The organism is Shewanella eurypsychrophilus (assembly GCF_007004545.3).
Lineage (GTDB): Bacteria > Pseudomonadota > Gammaproteobacteria > Enterobacterales > Shewanellaceae > Shewanella > Shewanella eurypsychrophilus.
Map to the genome: position 1 here is coordinate 849,963 of NZ_CP045503.2, position 19,459 is coordinate 869,421.

Below are 19,459 nucleotides of genomic sequence, written 5' to 3' on the forward strand. Positions count from 1 at the left end.
AGAACCTGCTAGTAATCAGGCCTAGAACTAGAACCTATAAGTCACCGAATTTGAGCTGTAATGCACTAATGGCTGTGAGTGCGGCGGTTTCTGTTCTGAGCACCCTAGGGCCTAATAACACATCAGTGAACGCATCTTGTTCTGTCTTTAATATTTCGTTTTCCGAGAGTCCGCCTTCTGGACCAATTAACAGTCTAACTTTAGATATTTCAAGCGCTAGGCCGCCGATACCGTGAGCGGCTCTCGGGTGCAAATTTAATTTAAGCGCGTCTGTCTGTTCACCGCACCAGGCTTCTAATGACATGGCGGGCCTGATTTCTGGCACTCGACTGCGGCCCGACTGTTCACAAGCGCCGATGACAATCTTCTGCCACTGATGGATCTTCTTTTCTAAACGTTCGCCGGAGAGTTTAACACCGCAACGCTCAGAAAAAAGAGGAGTGATAGTACTGACGCCTAATTCAACAGACTTCTGAATCGTAAAGTCCATACGGTCGCCACGTGAGATCACTTGGCCTAGGTGAATATGCAGAGGCGATTCACTATTATTCGTGCTCGAAGATAGGACCTTAACGGAGACGTTTTTCTTACTTGCAGAGATTATTTCCGCTAAGAAGTCTTCATCGCCGCCATTGAACAGACACACTTGTTCACCTGGGCTCATTCTTAATACACGGCCGATATGTGACGCGGCTTCGTCATCCAGTGCTAGTGTTTCAGTAACGACTAGTGGGGAGTCTTGATAAATTCTTGGGATTCTCATCTGTATTTACTCTGCTATTTGGCTAGTTACCACTATCGAGTCACATCTATCTTTGACATAAGGGTTATGATTTCCCTGAGTCCGGGCGATAGCTTGGTCTCGCTTGCACTCGATAGTATCAACTGGATAAGTTTTATCCCATGCTTTGAACAGTTTTAATTGGCTTTTGGCTATTTTCAACCCGTATGCATGCTGCATATAAAGGTAAGTGCGGGCGATACGGCCTCTTGTGTAGCTTGGAGGCTCGACCTTTCGTGATTTAAAGTCAACCACCATAGCGCATTGGCCATATTGTTGTGGTGTTGCATTCCATTGACTGAAACGATAGTTACTCCTGTCTCCATTGACTTCACCTACAGCGGGTACCAAGTTATGCAGATCAGCCTCCATCTTTCTGAACTTTTTGTCATTTTTGCCGCAGTTCTTACGTCCTCCATCTTGCCAGCACTGTCTTTGGTGGCCTAGCTCCCAGGCGGGGACGACATGTTCCCATTCAATTCTGCTGGCGCGCTTTTGTTGTTTTCTCACTTGATAACCACAACTTTGTAAATCTGGGTTCCACTTCTTGCCTTCAATCTTAATGTCACAGCCACAATAGAAGCTAGTGTGGGGTAATTGACTGCTATAGATCTCTTTGGCTAGGCGCTTGGCCTGGCTAAAGCTGGTGGGGTGAGACGAAGAGGCAAGTAAAAGTGGTGATGCAAACAAGCTTAACACTAAGCCTAATAGGCCAGCGTTTAATGTAAAACGTTTCAATTTAAATCCCTAAAGTGGGCTGAAATAGCATGCCCAAAATGATAGGCAGAACTCATGTCTGCTCTTTTGCGGGATTTTACGGGATGAATAGGATTGTATGCAAGTGGCTTGTTTAGCCGTGCTCTAATATGACCTTAATTTTCTTTTGTCAGCTCCTGCTTACATCGGCGGCAACGGTACTTAGTCTCGCCCCTGACGACTTTATTATGGCGTCTAATAGTGAGGGAGATGGGACCACAACCACAGGAATATGAGAAGGATTTACCTTTAACTGAGCTCACATTTAAGCTATGAGTGGTACTGGGTTTAAGTTTGAAAACCTGAGCCATAAGGCCTTGCCATTCTCGCCCGTGTGGCTTAACTCTGCCATATAGCTGATAGGCAATGAGGTGACAGATCTCATGGGGGACCACTTCCTGATGAAATATTTCAATGTTTTCGGTAAGCAGCACAGGATTAAACCTGAGACGGTTCTCCTGAAGATGGGCGGTTCCAGCGCTCTTTCCTCTAAGCTTGAAGCCTATCTCAGGTCTGGTAAATGAGCGGTTAAAAAAAGCCTCAGCAAGGCAATATGCTTGCTCGATTCGCTCAATAATCTGTATTTGCTCATTCGTCTGCTTAATTATCTTGATTGAACCTTTGCTTGTTAATTTTTTCGCCGAGTCAGGCTTAATAGGTGCGCTTGGGGGGACTTTGGGTGAGCGAAAGAAGTTGAACATATTAACTCGATTAAGCCTGAGGAAGGAAAAACAGGTTACAAGGGATGGCGACACTCTATCATGTCGTTACCCCTTGGGCTGTATCATTATGTGGTGTTTATTGGTGATGGCTAAAGCGAAGCGGCGGCACTTTCAACCATAGCTTTAACTTGATTGACTATATTAGTTTCAATATCAGCGTCATAGCTTTTCACTCTAGGAGTATGGATATGACCGACTGCAATACTGCTATTAAATTGTTGCTGCAGTAAAATGGCTCGATAAGAGATCTCATTAGAGAGGTAACCACCGCCGGAGCCTTCTACTGAGGTGGCATTTTGTAACTCAGATAAGGAGGTGGCGTCAAACTGACCCCTAGCCAGTGTGGTGACACTGTGGTTATCGTTTACCTTCCACTTAGCCACATCTCCCTGGACCGATTGCATCGCAGTCACTGGGAGGGAATACTCGACAAACTCGGGGCCGTTAAGCGTCTTGCCATTGAACATTGGGGCGACGGGTTTTTCCTTGTTACCGCCAGTCAATACATTTAAGTTGTCTGGTGCTGCCGCACTTCGATTCCGTCCAGGGAAACGCTCCAGATCAAAATCATCTCGCCCCATGCTGACAGTAAAAATCAGATCTAGGCTATTGTCTCGGTAATAAGGCGTGAGCAGAGACTCTATCATTCCCTCATCGAAATCGGCAAAGCGCACCGGGATCATCACAGTCTGTATTTGTGCTTTTTTGCCATTCACCGAAAATTGATAACCATCGAGAGCCAGTGCTGCTAATCCTGAAGGATTGCTCTGGTCGATATTACGGTCAAGGAAGAAGGGATCGAACCCGGTCAGCAAGATCTTGACCTGAATATCATCAGCAAAGCTGATATTACTGAAGCCGCGAGAGGATTTTTCTACTGCGCTGAGGTTTATATTCCGCTGCCAGGGGACGATGTTAAATGCCGGAGCCTGCTTTTTAAGTAATGTTTTCATCGCTAAGCGACCCCAATACAGAGGACGATCATCCTGCCCGCCAGATTGTACGTCCCTCACAGCCTGTTGCCAGAGTCGTTCACCTTGTCTGGCCACCATTTGAGTCATTAATAACTCATCGGTTTGTTCACTGTATTGTCTAGTGAGACTATCGACTAAAGCTTGATAGCGTCCAACGACCTCTGGCATCGCTTGAGTCGCAGCGCCGATGCGTGCCTCTTCGATATCAATACTCGTCATCGCAGTGGTATTGAACGTTGCACCGACGAGTAGTCCTACAGCGGCAAAGGCTAAACAAGGTTTAGTCATGACTTGCTCCTTCAATTGGGTAAAAAATAAATCTGGGAATTATCGATTTTATTTGTGTTAATCACTTATCGATTTGAATTTATTATAGTCAACGCCTGAGTATGCACGACAATAGTATGCAAATAAAGGGTCTGAATGCGGGGTGGGCTTGCCGCTGTTAAGTCATGAGTCATAAGTGTTAAGTGGTAAGTTTTAAACTTTTTTCAAATCTACATTCTCAGCGACTGTATCGATTCATGGCTACTGAATCGCTTGGTAAAAAAGTCCAGAAAGACACTGATGTTGGTGGCAAGTTGTCTGCGGCTGGAGTAAACACCGTAGACTTTAAAGGCTTCGATAGGCCACTCTTGCAAAATGGGCACTAAGGTACCGCTGGCTAATTCATTTTTACACACTGAATTGGACAGCATGGCGATACCAAAATCGTCCTGAGCGAGCTGTTTCACCATGATGGCGCTGTTGACCCGCACTTTTCGCTTAAACGACACCATGGTTTTCTTCGCTCCTTTGCCTAGGGGCCAAATGGGGGCAGAGCGAGAGGTGCCTAAGAGTATGCCACTATGAGCAATTAGCTCCTTTGGAGTCGCAGGGGTACCATTAGTTTTTAGGTATCCCGGGCTAGCCACCAATATTGGCTGTCTTTCAAAGAGTAAACGTGCGACTAAGTCAGATGACTGCAATGGACCATACTTGATGGCGATATCGTAACCTTCACCGACCAAACCCACTTCACTGTCGGTAAATTGAATATCGAGTTCGATGTTGGGGTAGAGGCGCATAAAACTGGAACAGAGGTTGGCAATGATCTTCTGGCTAAATGATACCGGTATTGCGATCCGTAGGGAGCCAGAAACATCATTATGCGTATTTTCTATGGTCGCCTTGGCAGCCTCTATTTCATCACGAATACTGGTACAGTGCTGATAAAAAAGCGCACCAACCTGAGTGAGACTCAAATTTCGAGTATCTCGCTGTAAAAGACGTACGCCAAGCTGCTCTTCGAGTTGAGCAACCTTACGACTTATGGTTGATTTTGGCATGCCTGTTTCGCGAGCAGCTTTAGAGAAACCTTTAGCTCTAACTACCGCGGCAAACAGCATCATACCGTTAAGATCTGGCATGTTTTTATCACTGTCTCAAAAATGGAACAAAGCGTCTAGCCTAGTTTAATGGTATTTGACACCTTAACAAAGTTATATTTACTCGCTAAAAATTCTAGAGGCTAAGCAGAGGATCAATGATGACCAGCAAAAATCAGCCCACAAACAAGACTCAGGCTCAATCTGCCGACCCGCTTTTTCTGAAAGCAGAACATCTGGCACAAGACTTTTCACTGTTTCCTGAACACAGTAAACAGAGCCTAGCCGAAGAGATCAAGGGTCTCTTGGGTGAAGATACTATTCAATCTAACTTGAAAGAGTTGGAGCAACTCGATGTCGATGGTTATGTCACTAAGGTGATTCAGCCGACATTAGATAAAAATCGCGCCGGTGCAAAGCGTGTGATTGCCGATCTTAAAGGCAAGCTAATTGCTGAAAACCATCAAGGGCCTTTTTATAGTGCCGAGATCGAATTGAACTTCGGTACTCGTACTCGCCGTATCGGTTTTATTGCACAAGAACGTACCACTAATAATGGTGCTTGGATGCCAGAGCATCACTTGGCGGCGTGTAAGGCGATTCGCAAATTTGCAGAACTGTCTATGCCTATCATCTATCTTATCGACACCCCAGGTGCCGATGCGGGTGAAGTGGCTAACAGTCAGAACCAGGCTCACAGCATCTCTAAGGCAATTGCCGAAAGTGCTAACGTCGATGTGCCTACCGTAGGTATTGTCATCGGTGCTGGTTACTCCGGCGGTGCAATTCCACTCGCTTCGGCTAACATCTTATTGTCATTGCGCGATGGTATTTTCAATACCATTCAGCCTCAGGGCTTGCAGAGCATCGCCCGTAAGTACAACTTGTCTTGGCAAGAGTGTGCTAAATCAGTCGGTGTTTCACCTGAAGAACTGTATACCTCAGGCTGTATCGACGGAATTATCGACTTCTCTCCGACGGACAAGGATGAGCGTCAGCATAACCTTCGCCGCGCTATCATCAGCAGTATCGAAGCCGTTGAAAATGCTGCAGTGCAGTTCGTGAGAGAATCGAAAGACTTGCGTGAGCATTATGATCGCAGTCTGACTCGTTTCTTGAACCCGTCTAAGAACCTAGAAGCCCTTGAGCACCATGCCGAGCTTGCGGTTGCTAACAACCCGACAATGCACCTTAACTTGTTTGGTAGCTCTTACCGTTACCTGCGTTACCTGACGCTACGTAGCCGTATTCAGTCTATCTCTCAAGAGCAGTATGGTCGCCTGTCTAAGGTGAGCGTGCCTGAAGGTGATCTGCTTGCGCGTATTCAGCAAGAGCAAGATCGTGTGTTCCAGTCTTGGTTATCTAACCCGGATAAACTGGTTTATGACGAAGAGTTAAACAAGCTTTGGGGTAACTTCAGTGCTAAGCGTGATGAGGTTTCTACCGAACGTAACATGCTAACCCGTTTGATCTTAGGTGAGCCGAAAGAGAACTATAAGAAAGCCCGTAAGGCACTTATTTTCAACATCAGTTGGTCTCTGTTCCACCGTTGGAAAGGCAATGCCGAGAACAACTTCAAAGGCCTGATCCAGTATTTGGAGACACTTCCATCTGAAGTGACTCAGGCTGACTGGCCTGAACTAAACAAGCTAACAGTGCTTGATGTAGTTGTTCATGATGAATTACGTGAAGACTTTATCTGGCAGTGTCATAACATCCTTATCTTCAACGCGCTTTATGACAATGTCGTTGGCAACTTAGCCTCTATTGCTAAAGAAGCCATGATGTCTAAGAGCTTGTCACGTGCATCGGTTGATAACCTGTTACACAGCTCTATCGATCGCGCCTTGTCGACTCAGAACGTAGCGAATGATAAGAATAAATTCTATAAATGGCTCAAGTACTTCATGGGTCAATCGAACCGTGCAGAATTGTTGACTAAGACTGAGCAGTGGAAGAGTGTTGGTTTCCCTCAGTTAAACGATAGCTTGTTCGTTATCTTGACTTACTTCTTCGAGCGTCTGCTGCCTGAATATTTCGATAGTGAAGAAGAAAGTGGCGAATACACAGGTGCCATCAACCCTGTACGTATCGGTCGTCGTAAAGATTTCTGGAACCGTCTCACCATGGGCTATCAGGATCTCTTGATCCAGAAAGTACTCCGTGATGATAAGCGTGCCGGTAAGATGGGTTGGGAAAGTGTTATTGGTAAGTTTTTCACTGATTTCGATGAGATCAATGGCGATAAGATGTCTGCCAACTTGCTTAACTTCCCAGGTTTCCGTCTCTCCATCGAAGATGCTTTGGATAAAGGCATTCGTCCTTGTGGCCTTATTACAGGTATGGCCGATTTCGAGCGTAACGGTCAACAGATGCGTGTCGGTGTAGCGGTCTCAAACACGGCTTTCCAGGCGGGCGCCTTCGATATGGCCAGCGCCGAGAAGTTCAGTGCGCTATTGATTGAGTGTGCTAAGCGTAAGCTACCCGTTATCTGTTTTATTAGCTCAAGTGGTATGCAGACTAAAGAAGGCGCGGCTGCACTCTTCTCTATGGCTGTGGTGAACGATCGTATTACTCGCTTCATTCGTGATAACGAGCTACCTGTACTCATGTTTGGTTATGGTGACTGTACCGGTGGTGCTCAGGCGAGTTTCGTGACTCACCCATTAGTGCAAACCTATTACCTATCGGGTACTAACATGCCGTTCGCGGGTCAGATGGTTGTTCCTGCTTATCTGCCTTCGACTGCAACGCTATCTAACTACCTGTCGAAAGTGCCTGGTGCGATGAATGCACTAGTGACTAACCCGTTCAGCAATACCATCGATGACCAACTAAGCAGTATCGATCCTCTGATGCCTAAGCCTACCGCTGAGATTGAAGATGTGATTGCTAATGCACTTTCAACCTTAGTGCCTGAGATGATGGCCGCCGATGAAGAGATAGTTCAGGACGATCCTCGAGAACTGATGAAGCCTATCAAGAAGGTTTTGGTCCATGCTCGTGGTTGTACTGCGGTTAAGCTAATTCGTAAGGCCCATGATAATGGCATCGATGTCGTTCTGGTTGCATCGGATCCTGACATGACTTCGGTACCGGCCGATATGCTTAAAGGCAACGACAAACTTGTCTGTATCGGTGGTAACACCTCGGATGAAAGTTACCTCAACGCATATTCTGTGCTTAAAGTGGCCGAGTATGAGAATGTCGATGCTCTGCACCCTGGTATCGGTTTCCTATCTGAAAGCCCTCAATTTGCGGCGCTTTGTGTCAACAATGGCGTGAACTTCGTTGGACCGAGTGTTCACAGCATGACGACCATGGGGAATAAGTCTAATGCTATTAAGACGTCCCAAGACAATGGCGTTCCAGTTGTCCCAGGTAGTCACGGTATTTTGAGCAATGCAGAGCAAGCAGTAAACGTGGCAACCGAAATTGGCTACCCAGTTCTGCTTAAGGCGGTACAAGGTGGTGGCGGTAAAGGTATCCAGGTCGTCGAACGTCCTGGTGATATGATCAGCCTGTTCCAGCAGACTGCTACAGAAGCCGCTGCAGCATTTGGTAATGGCGATCTCTACCTTGAGAAGTATGTGACTTCACTGCGTCACATCGAAGTTCAGCTTCTGCGTGATAAGTTTGGTAATACTAAGGTGCTGGGTATTCGTGACTGTTCGGTTCAGCGTAATAACCAGAAGGTTGTTGAAGAGTCTGGTTCGACCATGTTGCCGCCAGAGCTGAAAGAGAAGGTATTGAAATATACCCTTGATCTTGGTAATGCGACCGATTACATGGGCGCAGGTACGGTTGAATTTATCTATAACTTAGATACTAACGAAGTCTACTTCATGGAGATGAACACGCGCCTGCAGGTTGAGCATCCGGTGACTGAAGCGACATCGTGCATCGATATCGTCAGTGCTGGTTTTGATATTGCAGCAGGTCGTTCAATAGAAAAGTTAGAGCCGCAAGATAAAGGTTATGCGATTGAAGTTCGTGTGACTGCCGAAAAGGCTGCTTTGGATAGCAATGGCATTTTGCAGCTGCTACCACATCCGGGAATGATCACCGAATATGTGATGCCTGAGCGTGATGATATCGAAATTATCTCTATCGCGGGTGAAGGCAAAGAGGTCTCGCCTTACTACGATAGCTTGATTGCTCAGATTATCTGCCGTGGTGAAAGCCGTGAAGATGTGATTAATAAGTTGCATGATTATCTTGCTGACCAAGTTGTCATTAAAGGGATCGCCACTAACATTCCGTTGCTGACTCGTATCTTAAAAGATACCACTTTCAACGAAGGTGTTTACGACACTAACTATCTGCCTCGCCTGATGGCTAAGCTTGATGTGCCAGAGTTGATTGCCGAGATGGAAGCCGCTGCAGAAACCGTTGGTGTCGATACGGCTTCATTGCGCGTAGGTGAAAGTAACGAGCTTAAAGTCATGGCACAAGGTGCGGGTATCTTCTATACCTCTCCAGCGCCAGGTGAAGCTGACTTCGTTAAAGAAGGTGACATAGTTACTCTTGACCAGACTTTAGCGCTTACAGAAGCGATGAAGATGTTCTCACAGCTAAATCTTGCTAGTTATAACCGTAAAGATGCCATCTTGTATCCTGAAGATAAGAAATACCGTATTGAGCGGATTCTTAACAGTAATGGTCAACAGGTTTCACAAGGTGACTTACTGTTTGTGGTATCGCCTGTAGAAAACTAATTCTGTATCGCGCATTGCAGTGCAAGTGCGTTAACTAGAATGCAAAAATAATGATCCCCGTCACCTGTGATGGGGATTTTTTTTTGCTTTCTCTCCCGCTCCATTATTTTATCTAATCTATAATTCATACATTGCACCAGTTTATTTCTGTAAGCGATTGAAAAATACTGTTTATGTTACATTAGAATTTATATCTTTGTGATATGGGGAAACGGGTGTATTTTTCGTTTTTTATAACTCTATTTATGAAGCAAAACAGATGAACAATAAAATCATTGTTGGTAGTGAAGAGTGGTGCTCTTTACCTGAGCTAGGTATTAAGGCGATTAAGGCTCGTGTTGACTCCGGGGCGACAACATCTTCTATTCACGCCATAAATATCTCTACTTTTAAGCGTAATGGAAGCACTTGGGTCAGTTATGAAGTCCACCCAATTCAAGGGAGCCGTAAGGTGACCCTACATTGTGAGTCTAAATTGATCGACCGACGTGTGATTAAGAGCTCGAACGGCGAAACCGAACGGCGTTATGTGATCAGAGAGCGGATGCAACTTGGCGATCAAAGCTGGGATGTCGATCTCACTTTGACTAACCGTGCCAATATGGGCTTCAGAATGCTGTTAGGCCGAGAAGCTATGGGGCAAAAAATATTAGTCGATCCGTCGGTTAACTATAATTTTGGTGATTTTACCGAAGATGAAGTTAATTTTTTGTACGGCAATAAGAAAGTGCCTAGTAGTGGACTTAAAATTGGTCTATTAGCGAGTAACCCAAATTTATACAGTAATCGACGTATTATGGAGGCGGGTCAGCAGCGTGGTCATGAGATGTTCTTCTATAACATTCAACAATGTTATATGAAGCTAGATGCCTCTGAGCCAGAAGTACACTATCGCGGTGGACAGATCCTAAATGATCTTGATGCTGTGATCCCTAGGATCCGCCCAAGCATGACCTTTTATGGCTGCGCCTTAACACGTCATTTTGAAAGTTTAGGTGTGATGGCATTGAATAACTCTGCAGCCATCACTCAGTCCCGAGACAAGCTATTTTCACTGCAACTGCTGCAGAAAAATAACTTAGATATACCGACCAGTGGTTTCGCCAATTCACCAGCCGATACGACCGATCTTATTGATATGGTCGGCGGGGCGCCACTTATCGTCAAGTTACTCGAAGGTACGCAAGGCAAAGGTGTTGTGCTGGCCGAGACCCGCAAGGCTGCTGAGAGTGTGATTAATGCATTTAAATCCTTGAAGGCGAACTTGCTGGTTCAGGAATTTATTAAGGAAGCCCAAGGCAAAGATCTGCGTTGCTTTGTGATTGATGGCAAGATTGTCGCATCGATTGAGCGCACAGCAGCGCCGGGTGAATTTAGAGCTAACATTCATCAAGGCGGTACAGCATCCATTGTACAGATCACCCCTGAAGAGAAAAAGCTGGCTATTCGGGCCGCTAAAACTATGGGGTTACAGGTTGCTGGCGTGGATATTATTCGCTCGAGTAAAGGGCCGCTGTTATTAGAGATCAACTCTTCACCTGGGCTTGAAGGCATAGAAGCTGCCACAGGCATAGATGTTGCTGCGGCTATGATCGATTCAATCGAGAAAAAGCTTGGCTGGAAACGCGCTTCATCAGTCGATACTTCTTTCTAAAGTATCTTATCTTTATAGGTATTTTATCCAGATTAGTTGCCGTGTGGGGGCTAATCTGTATCTGTTTTAAATTCACTTCTTCACTTCTTCACTTCTTCACTTCTTCACTTCTTCACTTCTTCACTTCTTCATTTTTAATCGCTAAAACTTCATAGCACAAAATTCCGAATCTCAAGCCAAACCTCAAATACATTGCTGATTTAGCGATAACTGTTCTATTTTTAAGTAGGGGTACTTGAAATGCCCAATAAAGGTCGCTATGCCGGAAAAAATAACTAAGAAGTTGGATGGAAACCTAGACAATACCAGCAATATCCTTCTTTGGATAAAAGGTGGGATTACTGTGCTTGTAGTGATTCACCTTTGTGTCATGAGTCAGGTACAGGCTCGCACCCATGATCACCATGAGCAGTCAGAGTTTAACTTGAATTTCAGTGGTTTTGGTACTTTAGGTGTAGTGAGAAGCTTCAGCGATGAGCTACTGTTTCATCGTGAGTTAAGTATGAACGCCAGTGACTCTGAGTACTCCTTTAAACCAGATAGCTTACTCGGACTGCAAGTCAATGCAGACTTCAGTGAGAGTTTAGATGGCATTGCTCAAGTGGTGCTTAAGGATAGGACAAGCGATCTTATTTTGGATAGCTTAGAGCTGATGTTTTTGCGCTATCGGCCAAATCGTGACTGGTCAATTAGGCTTGGAAGGACCAGCACAGATCTCTATATGCTTTCAGAATATAGGAACGTCAGCTATGCCTACCTCTGGTCGAGACCCATACCCGAGTTCTATACTCTTACCTCAACGGTTTCGAAAATTGACGGTATCGATATCAGCTATACCCATGAGCTAGGCGGGGGGAGTTGGGAGACTAAGTTGGCCTATGGCATTACGCACTCACTGCTTGCTGTGCAGACGGGTCGTTTCGATGTCGATCTTAAAAATGTTGTCGCACTGACCTCTATCTATACGTGGGAGGACTGGATATTTAGACTCGCAGCCGCTTCGGTTGAAGTGGATGAATTGGATTTTATGACTAATGATTTAGTCACAGGGCTCAACTTAGTGCCGGCTACATTATGGCCGGAAGCGCGAGTTCTGGCACAGGAGTTAGATGGGCCGGGTCAGAAGTTGCAATATTATGCTCTGGGTTTGCAATATGATCATATGAACTGGATCATTCAGTCTGAGCTTGGCTATATCGACTCTGACTGGGGGATGCTGCAATCTTTCTACAATGGTTATTTGAGTGTGGGCTACCGTGTCGATGAGATGACATTCTATAGCGTACTAGCCTATATAGATAATTCAGAAGAGCCAGCTCACTACGTTTCACCTCAATTGCCCAAAGGCTTGCCTATTGAGGTTGCTGGACAAATAAACGCTTTGTATGAAGGGGCTGTAGAGGCATTTAGTGCTGGCCAAGTAGAGCAGACGACCTTCAGTTTAGGGCTAAGGTGGGACCTTTATCCCAATACCTGTGTGAAGTTTCAATGGGATCACTCTTGGGTCGATCCAAGCGCTACGGCAATGTGGACTCAGACTCTGGAGCTATTTGAAGATGCCGAGGTCGATCTCTTGTCACTTAACTTCAGCTTCATCTTCAGCCTATGAAGTATTTAGTTGGATTACTCATCTTGATGCTTACTCTGCCGATTAGAGCCGAGGGCGAGCTGCTGGTGGTTGTAAGCCGTGAGAGTCGTATCGATTCATTGACTAAGAGCCAAGTGGTGGATCTGTTTATGGGCCGATATGTGAATTTTCCCAATGGAGATAAAGCTAAAGTGTTCGATCTCGCCCCTAAATCTGAACTCAAAGGGCAATTTTATGCAAGATTGGTTAACCGAACCGAGGCGCAGATCGATGCGTACTGGGCCAGGTTGCTCTTCTCTGGTCGTAATGCTCCCCCTAAAGAAACAGAATCTCCGAGCCAATTAATTCATGAGCTTATGAGCTCAAGCCATGCTATTGGTTATCTTTCTAGTCATGATTTGACTGACTCTCTGAAGGTGGTGTATCGCTTTGAAGCGCTTTAGACATAAGCTGTATTTTAAGGTCGCAGCGGCAATTGCCCTGAGTGCTGCAATTGTTGCTGTGCTAAGTTCATATTTCTTTTACTTTGACGAATTAGCCAGAAATGAACAGGATTCTAGAGAGCATGTTCATCAGTTATCAAGAACCGTAGAGAAGACTGCATCTATCGCTGTTTATGTACAAGACTCAGTGCTGGCCAGCGAGATAATTGACGGATTGGCGATTAATGATCTGGTATCGGAAGTTGAACTTATCAGTGAACCTGGTTTTTCCGTTTTTTCTGGCGAAGGGAGCTTAGTGGGTAAAGAGGGGGTTTCGACCTTGCTTCTCTATCATCCTTTTTCGGAAAGTGAGGTGATAGGAGAACTTAAAATTCTACCAAATGAAGCGTTTATTGCTCGCAATGCCAAAGATGCAGCGGTTAACCAGGCTCAGATGCTGGCTCTGCTAACTGTTGTGACTGCGATTCTTGTCTCATTTATAGTACATAAGACATTAACCTCGCCGCTAAATAGGATCACCAACAAATTTGAAGAGATAAAGCCGGGTGAAACCTGTCATATCACAGTTCCTCGATTTCATCAGCAAGACGAGATAGGAAGTCTGGTTAAGGGGATTAATGCTCTGGTTTCATCATTGAATCAGTCGATAGATTCAGAGCGTAATTTAAGAGAAAAGACTGAGATTTTAGAGAAGAAGTTTAGGCTTATCTTTGAACAAGCCAGTGCGGGGATTTGTCTTATCGACAGTGAAAATCTGTTAGTTACCGCTAACCCAGCTTTTCACCGAATAATCTTTAAGTCGCATTCTATTGCTGATGCGATAGGGCTATGTCTCACAGATTGGTTTTATAACAAGCAGCAATTAGAGAGCTTTCTTACAGATATCAGACAGAGTCATCATTTAGATACGGTTGCACTCGATCTAAAAATGAAAACATTAGCGGGATCGCCTGATTGCTGGGTACATTGTTTGTTCTCAAAGGTTTTAGATGGAGAGAGTCAAAGCAGTCTGATGATCGAAGTTCTCATGTACGATGTCACCGAGCGAACTGAAAGAGAGATAAATACTCGCTTTGAAGCGGATCATGATGGCTTAACCCATCTTAAAAACAGACGAGCCGGTAGACGTTCGCTGATGGATTTATTTGAAAGAGCTAAAGCTAATAGCAAGATTGCAGTGATCATGAATATCGATTTGGACAATTTCAAAACAATCAATGATGACTATGGTCATGAAATGGGTGACTTAGTGTTGATCGAAGTAGGGCGTCGGATGATGTCCGTATTCAGAAATGATGATCTCTGCGTACGCTGGGGCGGAGATGAATTTATAGTGGGCTGTTATTTTGATAGTAGTCATTTTGAAACGAGAAGTTTACCAGCGATTGAGAAGCTCGCGGCTGAATTGAGAGAGGCGTTAAATAAACAGATAAAACTGAATGGTGAGTTGAGTATCAAAATCGGTGGCAGCATAGGTATCGCTATATATCCGCAGCATGGTGACGATTTAGAATCGGTGCTATCAGCGGCAGATAGCGCCATGTACAAGTCGAAACAAGAGGGAAGAAATCAATATAGCATCTTTAACTCAGAGCTTACGGATGGATCAAGTACTTGCTCTAAGAGTCACCCAAAGGCCTAACCTTTAATCTAATTGCAGACAAAGAGTGTGTATAGATGCTATCTATTTATAATCAAAAGTGACCCAGTTTAAAGAGAGGAAATTAGTTTAAGAGTTCATGATCTTCGGGAAGCTGTCTACTAATCCATAAAACCAATTTATGTTTCATATTTGGCCCGTCTTCTTTATCGACAGCGAGAGGTTGAATGAGTTTATCGGTAACGAGCAGACGATAGATACACTCGACTTTATCTTTTGGTGAGATCCCCTTGCCGAAATCATCAAAGCCACGCTTCTTAGCGTAGCCTACGCCAATTTCCATGGCGAGTTTTAATAGCTGTACATCGTGTTTACCTTGCTTCATATGAGCTCCCTCAAAAGGTTATACCCAACAAATTACCTGAATTGAATGAGATAGCAAGGAGAGGATCCACGTTCAACTCATAGGGCCTAGTTCCTAGAACCTAGGAACTTCTACCTTTTAAAACCTGTATCTCACCTAGTCTTTAAATTCCTATACTCGACTCTCTGTAAGCGCTTAGGTTGCGTTAAAATTTTTTCTTGGTCTTGGCAGCTTATCGATTAAATTTAGCTAGGTCTACATACCTGTTTGAGGCCTTAATCTTATCAATTTGATTGCTTGTAACTTGTTGTTTTTGTTGGTTTTATTTTTATTGGTTTATTCTGTATTGAATGTTAGCCTTCGGTTCTGGTAACTGATCTTATGTAGCAAGAGGCGTTAATTGAATAAAAAAAATGAGGTGTTCGAAGGGGTCAACTTTAGTCATCAGGATATGAATGATTCACATTTTGAGCAGTGTAAATTTTATAACTGTAATTTTAACCATACTGATCTCAGTGACAGTTATTTTGTCGACTGCTCATTTATAGAGCAAGGTGCTGTGAGTGGTTGTGATTTTGAGTACGCTAATTTACGAGATGCGAGTTTCAAGAATTGCCAGTTAGCTATGGTTAATTTCAGAGGAGCTGACTGCTTCGGTACTGAGTTTAGGAATTGTGACCTGAAAGGGGCCAACTTTCTCAAGACACGTTTTGCCAATCAGATAAGCAGGCAGGTGTATTTTTGCTCTGTGTATATGACGGGTTGTAACTTGTCTTACGCTAATTTTGAGCGGCAATGTATCGAGAAGTGCGATCTCTATGAGAACAAATGGACTGGTGCAAATTTATATGGGGCTTCGTTTAAGGGCTCTGATTTGAGTCGAGGTGAGTTTTCCAGTGACGCTTGGGGTCAGTTTAATCTGAGGGAGTGCAATCTTTCTCATGCAGAACTCTATGGTTTAGACCCGAGAAAGGTGAACTTGAGCGGGGTTAAAATTTGCATGTGGCAGCAGGAGCAGTTACTCGAGCCTCTTGGATTGATTGTTGGGCCTGACTAGCTTAAAAGGTTAAATAATACCGATTGGTATTAAAGAGTAAAAAAAACCACCTCGAAAGGTGGTTTTTATTTTTAAACTTCAGCTTACCGTTGATATGACCCCCTAAAAGTGGACACCTTATATAAGCGATAAGGTGCCATGAAAATAATAACTCGTAAGACCCACACAGCAGCCTTCAAATTAGCTGCTGTTCAACAATCCTTAAACTCTCCCGATACAGTAAAGGCTTTAGCTGGTAAATTAGGTATCCATCCCGCTTTGCTCAGTAAATGGAGAGCTCAATTGACGTCGAAGAAACACACTTCTAAACCTATTAAAAATGTCGGTCCTAATAAGGGGCTAGCTGAACTTGAACGTGAAAACCGTGGGCTAAAAAAACGATTAGAGCGTGCAGAGTTGGAGAACGATATCTTAAAAAAGGCGAAGGAGTTCTTCGACAAACACCAGGGATAAAGTTTCAGTTTATCCAAGGTTATTGCTCAACTCGAAGAACGATAAAATTGCTCTGTGATATTTTTGGTGTATCTCGCTCAGGCTATTACAGCTGGCTTGTTCGTAAGCCTTCTCAACGCGATAAAGATAACGAAGTACTGTCTGACTTTCTCAAAGAAAAGATAGCTGAGCACAGGAGCATAGCGGGTTATAGGAAGTTATGGCTGGATGCTGTAGCTAATGGTTTCGATTGTAATAAAAAGCGAGTACAAAGCTTGTTACAGGTGTTTGATTACAGGTCTAAAGCATGTAAAAGGAAGTTCGGTGTAGTGAAGCCTAGGTTGATTGAAACAAGAGCGCCGAATTACTTAAACAGAGAGTTTGAAGTAGCTAAACCTAATACTGTTTGGGTATCAGATATTACACAAATTAGGTGCAAAGAGGGCTGGCAGTATCTATGTGTCATCATCGATTTGTACTCACGTAAAGTGGTGGGCTGGGCAACGAGCTACATAAATTCGAGCGAACTGGTGATGAAGTCACTCAAACAAGCTTGGGTAGAACGAAGGCCAAATGGGAGTGAGCTGATGTTTCACTCTGACCAGGGGGCTCAATACAGAAGCTTTGAAGTACTTAAGTGGCTAACGAAGCGTAAGGTCACAGTGAGTATGTCGAGAAAGGGGAATTGCTGGGATAATGCTTGCTCAGAAAGCTTTTTTGCTCAGTTAAAGAAAGAATGGTTCTCTAACTTAGAAGAGCTAAGCAGAAAAGAAATGACAACACAGTGTCGATTTTATATCGATGATTATTATAATATGGTGAGAAGACATGGGACTCTAAATGGAGTGAGTCCCATAGTATTTGAATCAAGAATTTAAACCCTGTGTCCACTTTACTGGGGTCATATCACGTTCGCAACTCGCAACTCGCAACTCGCAACTAGTTACTTATTCGAGAAATCATTCTCGACCAGCTGCTGCTTATTCTCTGCCTGTGGAGCATGGCACTGAGTACAAGAGTAGTATTGGCCGTTAAGGGTACCCTTATCATCTTTTACGTGAGAGATATCAATCGGGGTAGCCTTACGTTTCTTAGCTTTATCCCAGCTATGACAAGACATGCAGCCATTTCTCTTCATGGTGATCTTGTAATCAGCCTTGTGTGGGATCATCGGTGGCTGGTGGACAAAGTCACGCTCGATTGATTTACCACGCTTAGGATAGATAGGCATCGCATCAGCAGCTCTAACTTCGCTGATCTCAGACTTTCCTAGTGAGCTTACATTTACCGGCTCTGCACTTGTGTTTGCTTGCTGGCCAGAGCAAGCGCTAAGTGCCATAACGAGCGCGGCTAAAGTGAGTACTTTTTTCATTGGGTGTTCTCCGCCTTTAGGGCAATTCGATTTTTATACTGGAAAACGCGTTGGGCGCAGACATCGATACAGCGGCCACATTGAGTGCAATCACTGTTGGTTATCATAGCTTGCTTGCCTTTAAGTGCAGGCTTTAATACCTGTCGTTCAGGGCAAACAACAAAACAATCCATGCAGTTATCACAGGCCTTAGCATTAACGGCCGATACTTTAACTGGGCTTAATTTTCCTAATAGAGCAAATAAAGCACCTGTTGGACATAGGTGACCACACCATGCTCGTTCACTGATAAACAGGTCGAGCAAGAAGATGGCGACAAGAAGCCACAGCCCGCTTCCGGCACTAAATAGTGCGGCGCGGTACAAGACTGGAACAGGGTTAACCCACTCCCAGACGGTGAGCCCTGTCAATATTGGTAGTAGCAAAACAACGGCTAACAGGTAGTAACGTAAGCTCCTTGGCATCTCGCTTGTGCGAGGCAAGTTTAACTTACGTCTTAGCCAGCTTGCGCTATCTGTGACCATATTGACCGGGCAGACCCAGCTACAAAATACGCGGCCACCAACTAGAGCATAAAAAATAGCTATAATCAGTGCGCCAAGTATTAGGGTGAATTCAGGCATGTGACCAGTCAGTATTACCTGCAGTGTTGCAAGTGGATCTGACAAAGGCACAATGCCTAAAAGTTCGCTGCTCGATAGATTTCCTTTCAGAAGCCATAGGCTAAATAGGGGACCTATAGCAAACAGGATAAATACACTAAGCTGGCTAGCACGTCTTAGAAATAGGAATTTGTGTGCTCGCCACCATCCCAGTTCATCGATCGCTGCCTGTGCAAAGCCATCTTTTTTCATCGATAGTTTGCTCATAGTGGAAGACCTCTGTTTAACATCTCGAGTGTGGTCTCTTCAGTATTAATATAAGTATCGTGTGAAGCCGTTTTACCTAGAGCAATATGAGCGGGTAGCACTTTTATCGCAGCTTGTTCAAGCACGCAAACATGTTCACATTTGCCACAGCCGGTACAGCTATCGCTGTTAACCTTAGGCAGGAACATGGCGTGATGATCACTACGTTGATTGTGCTGCATCTCAAGGGTGATAGCATCGTCGATTAACGGGCAGACCCGATAACAGACATCACACCTTAAGCCTTTAAAGTTGAGGCAATTCTTTTCATCTATTAGTACTGCAATCCCCATCTTTGACTCATCTATATCAGTCAAATCATGATCCAGCGAGCCCGAAGGACACGCTTTAACACAGGGAATATCTTCGCACATCTCACAAGGGATGGTGCGAGCGGTAAAATAGGGTGTACCCGTTGCGGCGCCATCAAACCAGCGTGCCAGTTTTAGGGTGTCGTAAGGACAAGCTTCGACACATAAACCGCAGCGGACACAAGCCGAAAGAAAATCACTTTCACTCAGGGCCCCAGGAGGTCGAATCGCTAACGGGTCTAGCTGAGATGACTGTTTAGCCACCGACGTTATTCCCATTCCAAGTAACCCCATAGCACAGCCAGCCTTAGCCGACTGGGCTAAAAACTGACGGCGATTAACGCCTGTGACTGTGGACTTACTCGATTCGACCTTGCTCATTTTACTCTCTTTGTATCTCTGTTTTAGCTCA

The 19,459-nt window shown here is 44.6% G+C and carries 16 protein-coding genes and 1 pseudogene; 8 read left to right on the top strand and 9 right to left on the bottom strand.

The genetic code is table 11. From position 1 onward, the window contains the following. Positions 1 to 34: 34 nt before the first annotated feature. From rsmE to FM038_RS03495, 5 genes are all read right to left on the bottom strand, one after another. A complete protein-coding gene (gene rsmE, locus FM038_RS03475) occupies positions 35 to 763 on the bottom strand; it encodes a 16S rRNA (uracil(1498)-N(3))-methyltransferase (protein WP_142871976.1) in 729 nt (242 codons plus the stop codon). Positions 764 to 769: 6 nt separating this feature from the next. Then, positions 770 to 1,480: an endonuclease gene (locus tag FM038_RS03480; RefSeq protein ID WP_223293077.1), complete on the bottom strand. Its 711-nt coding sequence runs from the start codon at positions 1,478 to 1,480 to the stop codon at positions 770 to 772. 173 nt (positions 1,481 to 1,653) lie between these two features. After that, entirely contained in the window at positions 1,654 to 2,238 is a 585-nt protein-coding gene (locus FM038_RS03485) for a SprT family zinc-dependent metalloprotease (protein WP_142871978.1), read from the bottom strand. Positions 2,239 to 2,348: 110 nt separating this feature from the next. Continuing rightward, entirely contained in the window at positions 2,349 to 3,521 is a 1,173-nt protein-coding gene (locus FM038_RS03490; protein WP_142871979.1) for a hypothetical protein, read from the bottom strand. A 209-nt stretch (positions 3,522 to 3,730) separates the two neighbouring features. Beyond that, entirely contained in the window at positions 3,731 to 4,642 is a 912-nt protein-coding gene (locus tag FM038_RS03495; RefSeq protein ID WP_142871980.1) for a LysR family transcriptional regulator, read from the bottom strand. Positions 4,643 to 4,761: 119 nt separating this feature from the next. Here FM038_RS03495 and FM038_RS03500 point away from each other — a divergent pair, with 119 nt between their 5' ends. The 6 genes and pseudogenes from FM038_RS03500 to FM038_RS03525 all read left to right on the top strand — a co-directional run bounded on the left by FM038_RS03500 (position 4,762) and on the right by FM038_RS03525 (position 14,645). After that, positions 4,762 to 9,318: an ATP-binding protein gene (locus tag FM038_RS03500; RefSeq protein WP_142872911.1), complete on the top strand. Its 4,557-nt coding sequence runs from the start codon at positions 4,762 to 4,764 to the stop codon at positions 9,316 to 9,318. Positions 9,319 to 9,577: 259 nt separating this feature from the next. Next, positions 9,578 to 9,979 (top strand): annotated as a pseudogene (locus FM038_RS03505) (ATP-dependent zinc protease family protein); the annotation flags it as partial. A 66-nt stretch (positions 9,980 to 10,045) separates the two neighbouring features. After that, the gene (gene rimK / locus FM038_RS03510; RefSeq protein WP_223293079.1) at positions 10,046 to 10,972 is read left to right on the top strand and encodes a 30S ribosomal protein S6--L-glutamate ligase; all 927 of its coding nucleotides are present in this window, start codon (positions 10,046 to 10,048) and stop codon (positions 10,970 to 10,972) included. A gap of 259 nt (positions 10,973 to 11,231) precedes the next feature. Beyond that, positions 11,232 to 12,581 carry a hypothetical protein gene (locus tag FM038_RS03515; protein WP_142871982.1) on the top strand — a complete coding sequence of 450 codons (1,350 nt, stop codon included), beginning with the start codon at positions 11,232 to 11,234 and terminating at the stop codon, positions 12,579 to 12,581. Next, the gene (locus FM038_RS03520; protein WP_142871983.1) at positions 12,578 to 13,003 is read left to right on the top strand and encodes a hypothetical protein; all 426 of its coding nucleotides are present in this window, start codon (positions 12,578 to 12,580) and stop codon (positions 13,001 to 13,003) included. The genes FM038_RS03515 and FM038_RS03520 overlap by 4 nt, the downstream gene beginning before the upstream one ends. Then, the gene (locus FM038_RS03525) at positions 12,990 to 14,645 is read left to right on the top strand and encodes a sensor domain-containing diguanylate cyclase (RefSeq protein WP_142871984.1); all 1,656 of its coding nucleotides are present in this window, start codon (positions 12,990 to 12,992) and stop codon (positions 14,643 to 14,645) included. The genes FM038_RS03520 and FM038_RS03525 overlap by 14 nt, the downstream gene beginning before the upstream one ends. A gap of 82 nt (positions 14,646 to 14,727) precedes the next feature. Here FM038_RS03525 and FM038_RS03530 read toward each other — a convergent pair whose 3' ends face one another. Beyond that, on the bottom strand, positions 14,728 to 14,988 hold the full coding sequence (locus tag FM038_RS03530) for a DUF5062 family protein (protein WP_142871985.1): 261 nt from the start codon (positions 14,986 to 14,988) through the stop codon (positions 14,728 to 14,730). A gap of 379 nt (positions 14,989 to 15,367) precedes the next feature. On the opposite strand from FM038_RS03530, the gene FM038_RS03535 reads away from it, so the two are divergent. Then, a complete protein-coding gene (locus tag FM038_RS03535) occupies positions 15,368 to 16,024 on the top strand; it encodes a Qnr family pentapeptide repeat protein (protein WP_142871986.1) in 657 nt (218 codons plus the stop codon). 138 nt (positions 16,025 to 16,162) lie between these two features. Then, positions 16,163 to 17,334 (top strand): IS3 family transposase gene (locus FM038_RS03540; protein ID WP_142872721.1). Its coding sequence is split into 2 segments (ribosomal slippage): positions 16,163 to 16,433 and positions 16,433 to 17,334, totalling 1,173 coding nucleotides; the frame shifts between segments, so codons are not numbered across the junction. Between the two features lie 65 nt (positions 17,335 to 17,399). On the opposite strand, the gene FM038_RS03545 is transcribed toward FM038_RS03540, so the two are convergent. From FM038_RS03545 to napG, 3 genes are read right to left on the bottom strand one after another with little or no spacing between them, the layout of a single operon-like run. Beyond that, complete coding sequence (locus tag FM038_RS03545) at positions 17,400 to 17,828, bottom strand: nitrate reductase cytochrome c-type subunit (protein WP_142871987.1); 429 nt, start codon at positions 17,826 to 17,828, stop codon at positions 17,400 to 17,402. Further along, positions 17,825 to 18,697 carry a quinol dehydrogenase ferredoxin subunit NapH gene (napH, locus tag FM038_RS03550; RefSeq protein ID WP_142871988.1) on the bottom strand — a complete coding sequence of 291 codons (873 nt, stop codon included), beginning with the start codon at positions 18,695 to 18,697 and terminating at the stop codon, positions 17,825 to 17,827. Before napH ends, FM038_RS03545 begins: the two co-directional genes overlap by 4 nt. Beyond that, on the bottom strand, positions 18,694 to 19,428 hold the full coding sequence (gene napG / locus FM038_RS03555) for a ferredoxin-type protein NapG (RefSeq protein WP_142871989.1): 735 nt from the start codon (positions 19,426 to 19,428) through the stop codon (positions 18,694 to 18,696). Before napG ends, napH begins: the two co-directional genes overlap by 4 nt. Between the last annotated feature and the right edge of the window lie 31 nt (positions 19,429 to 19,459).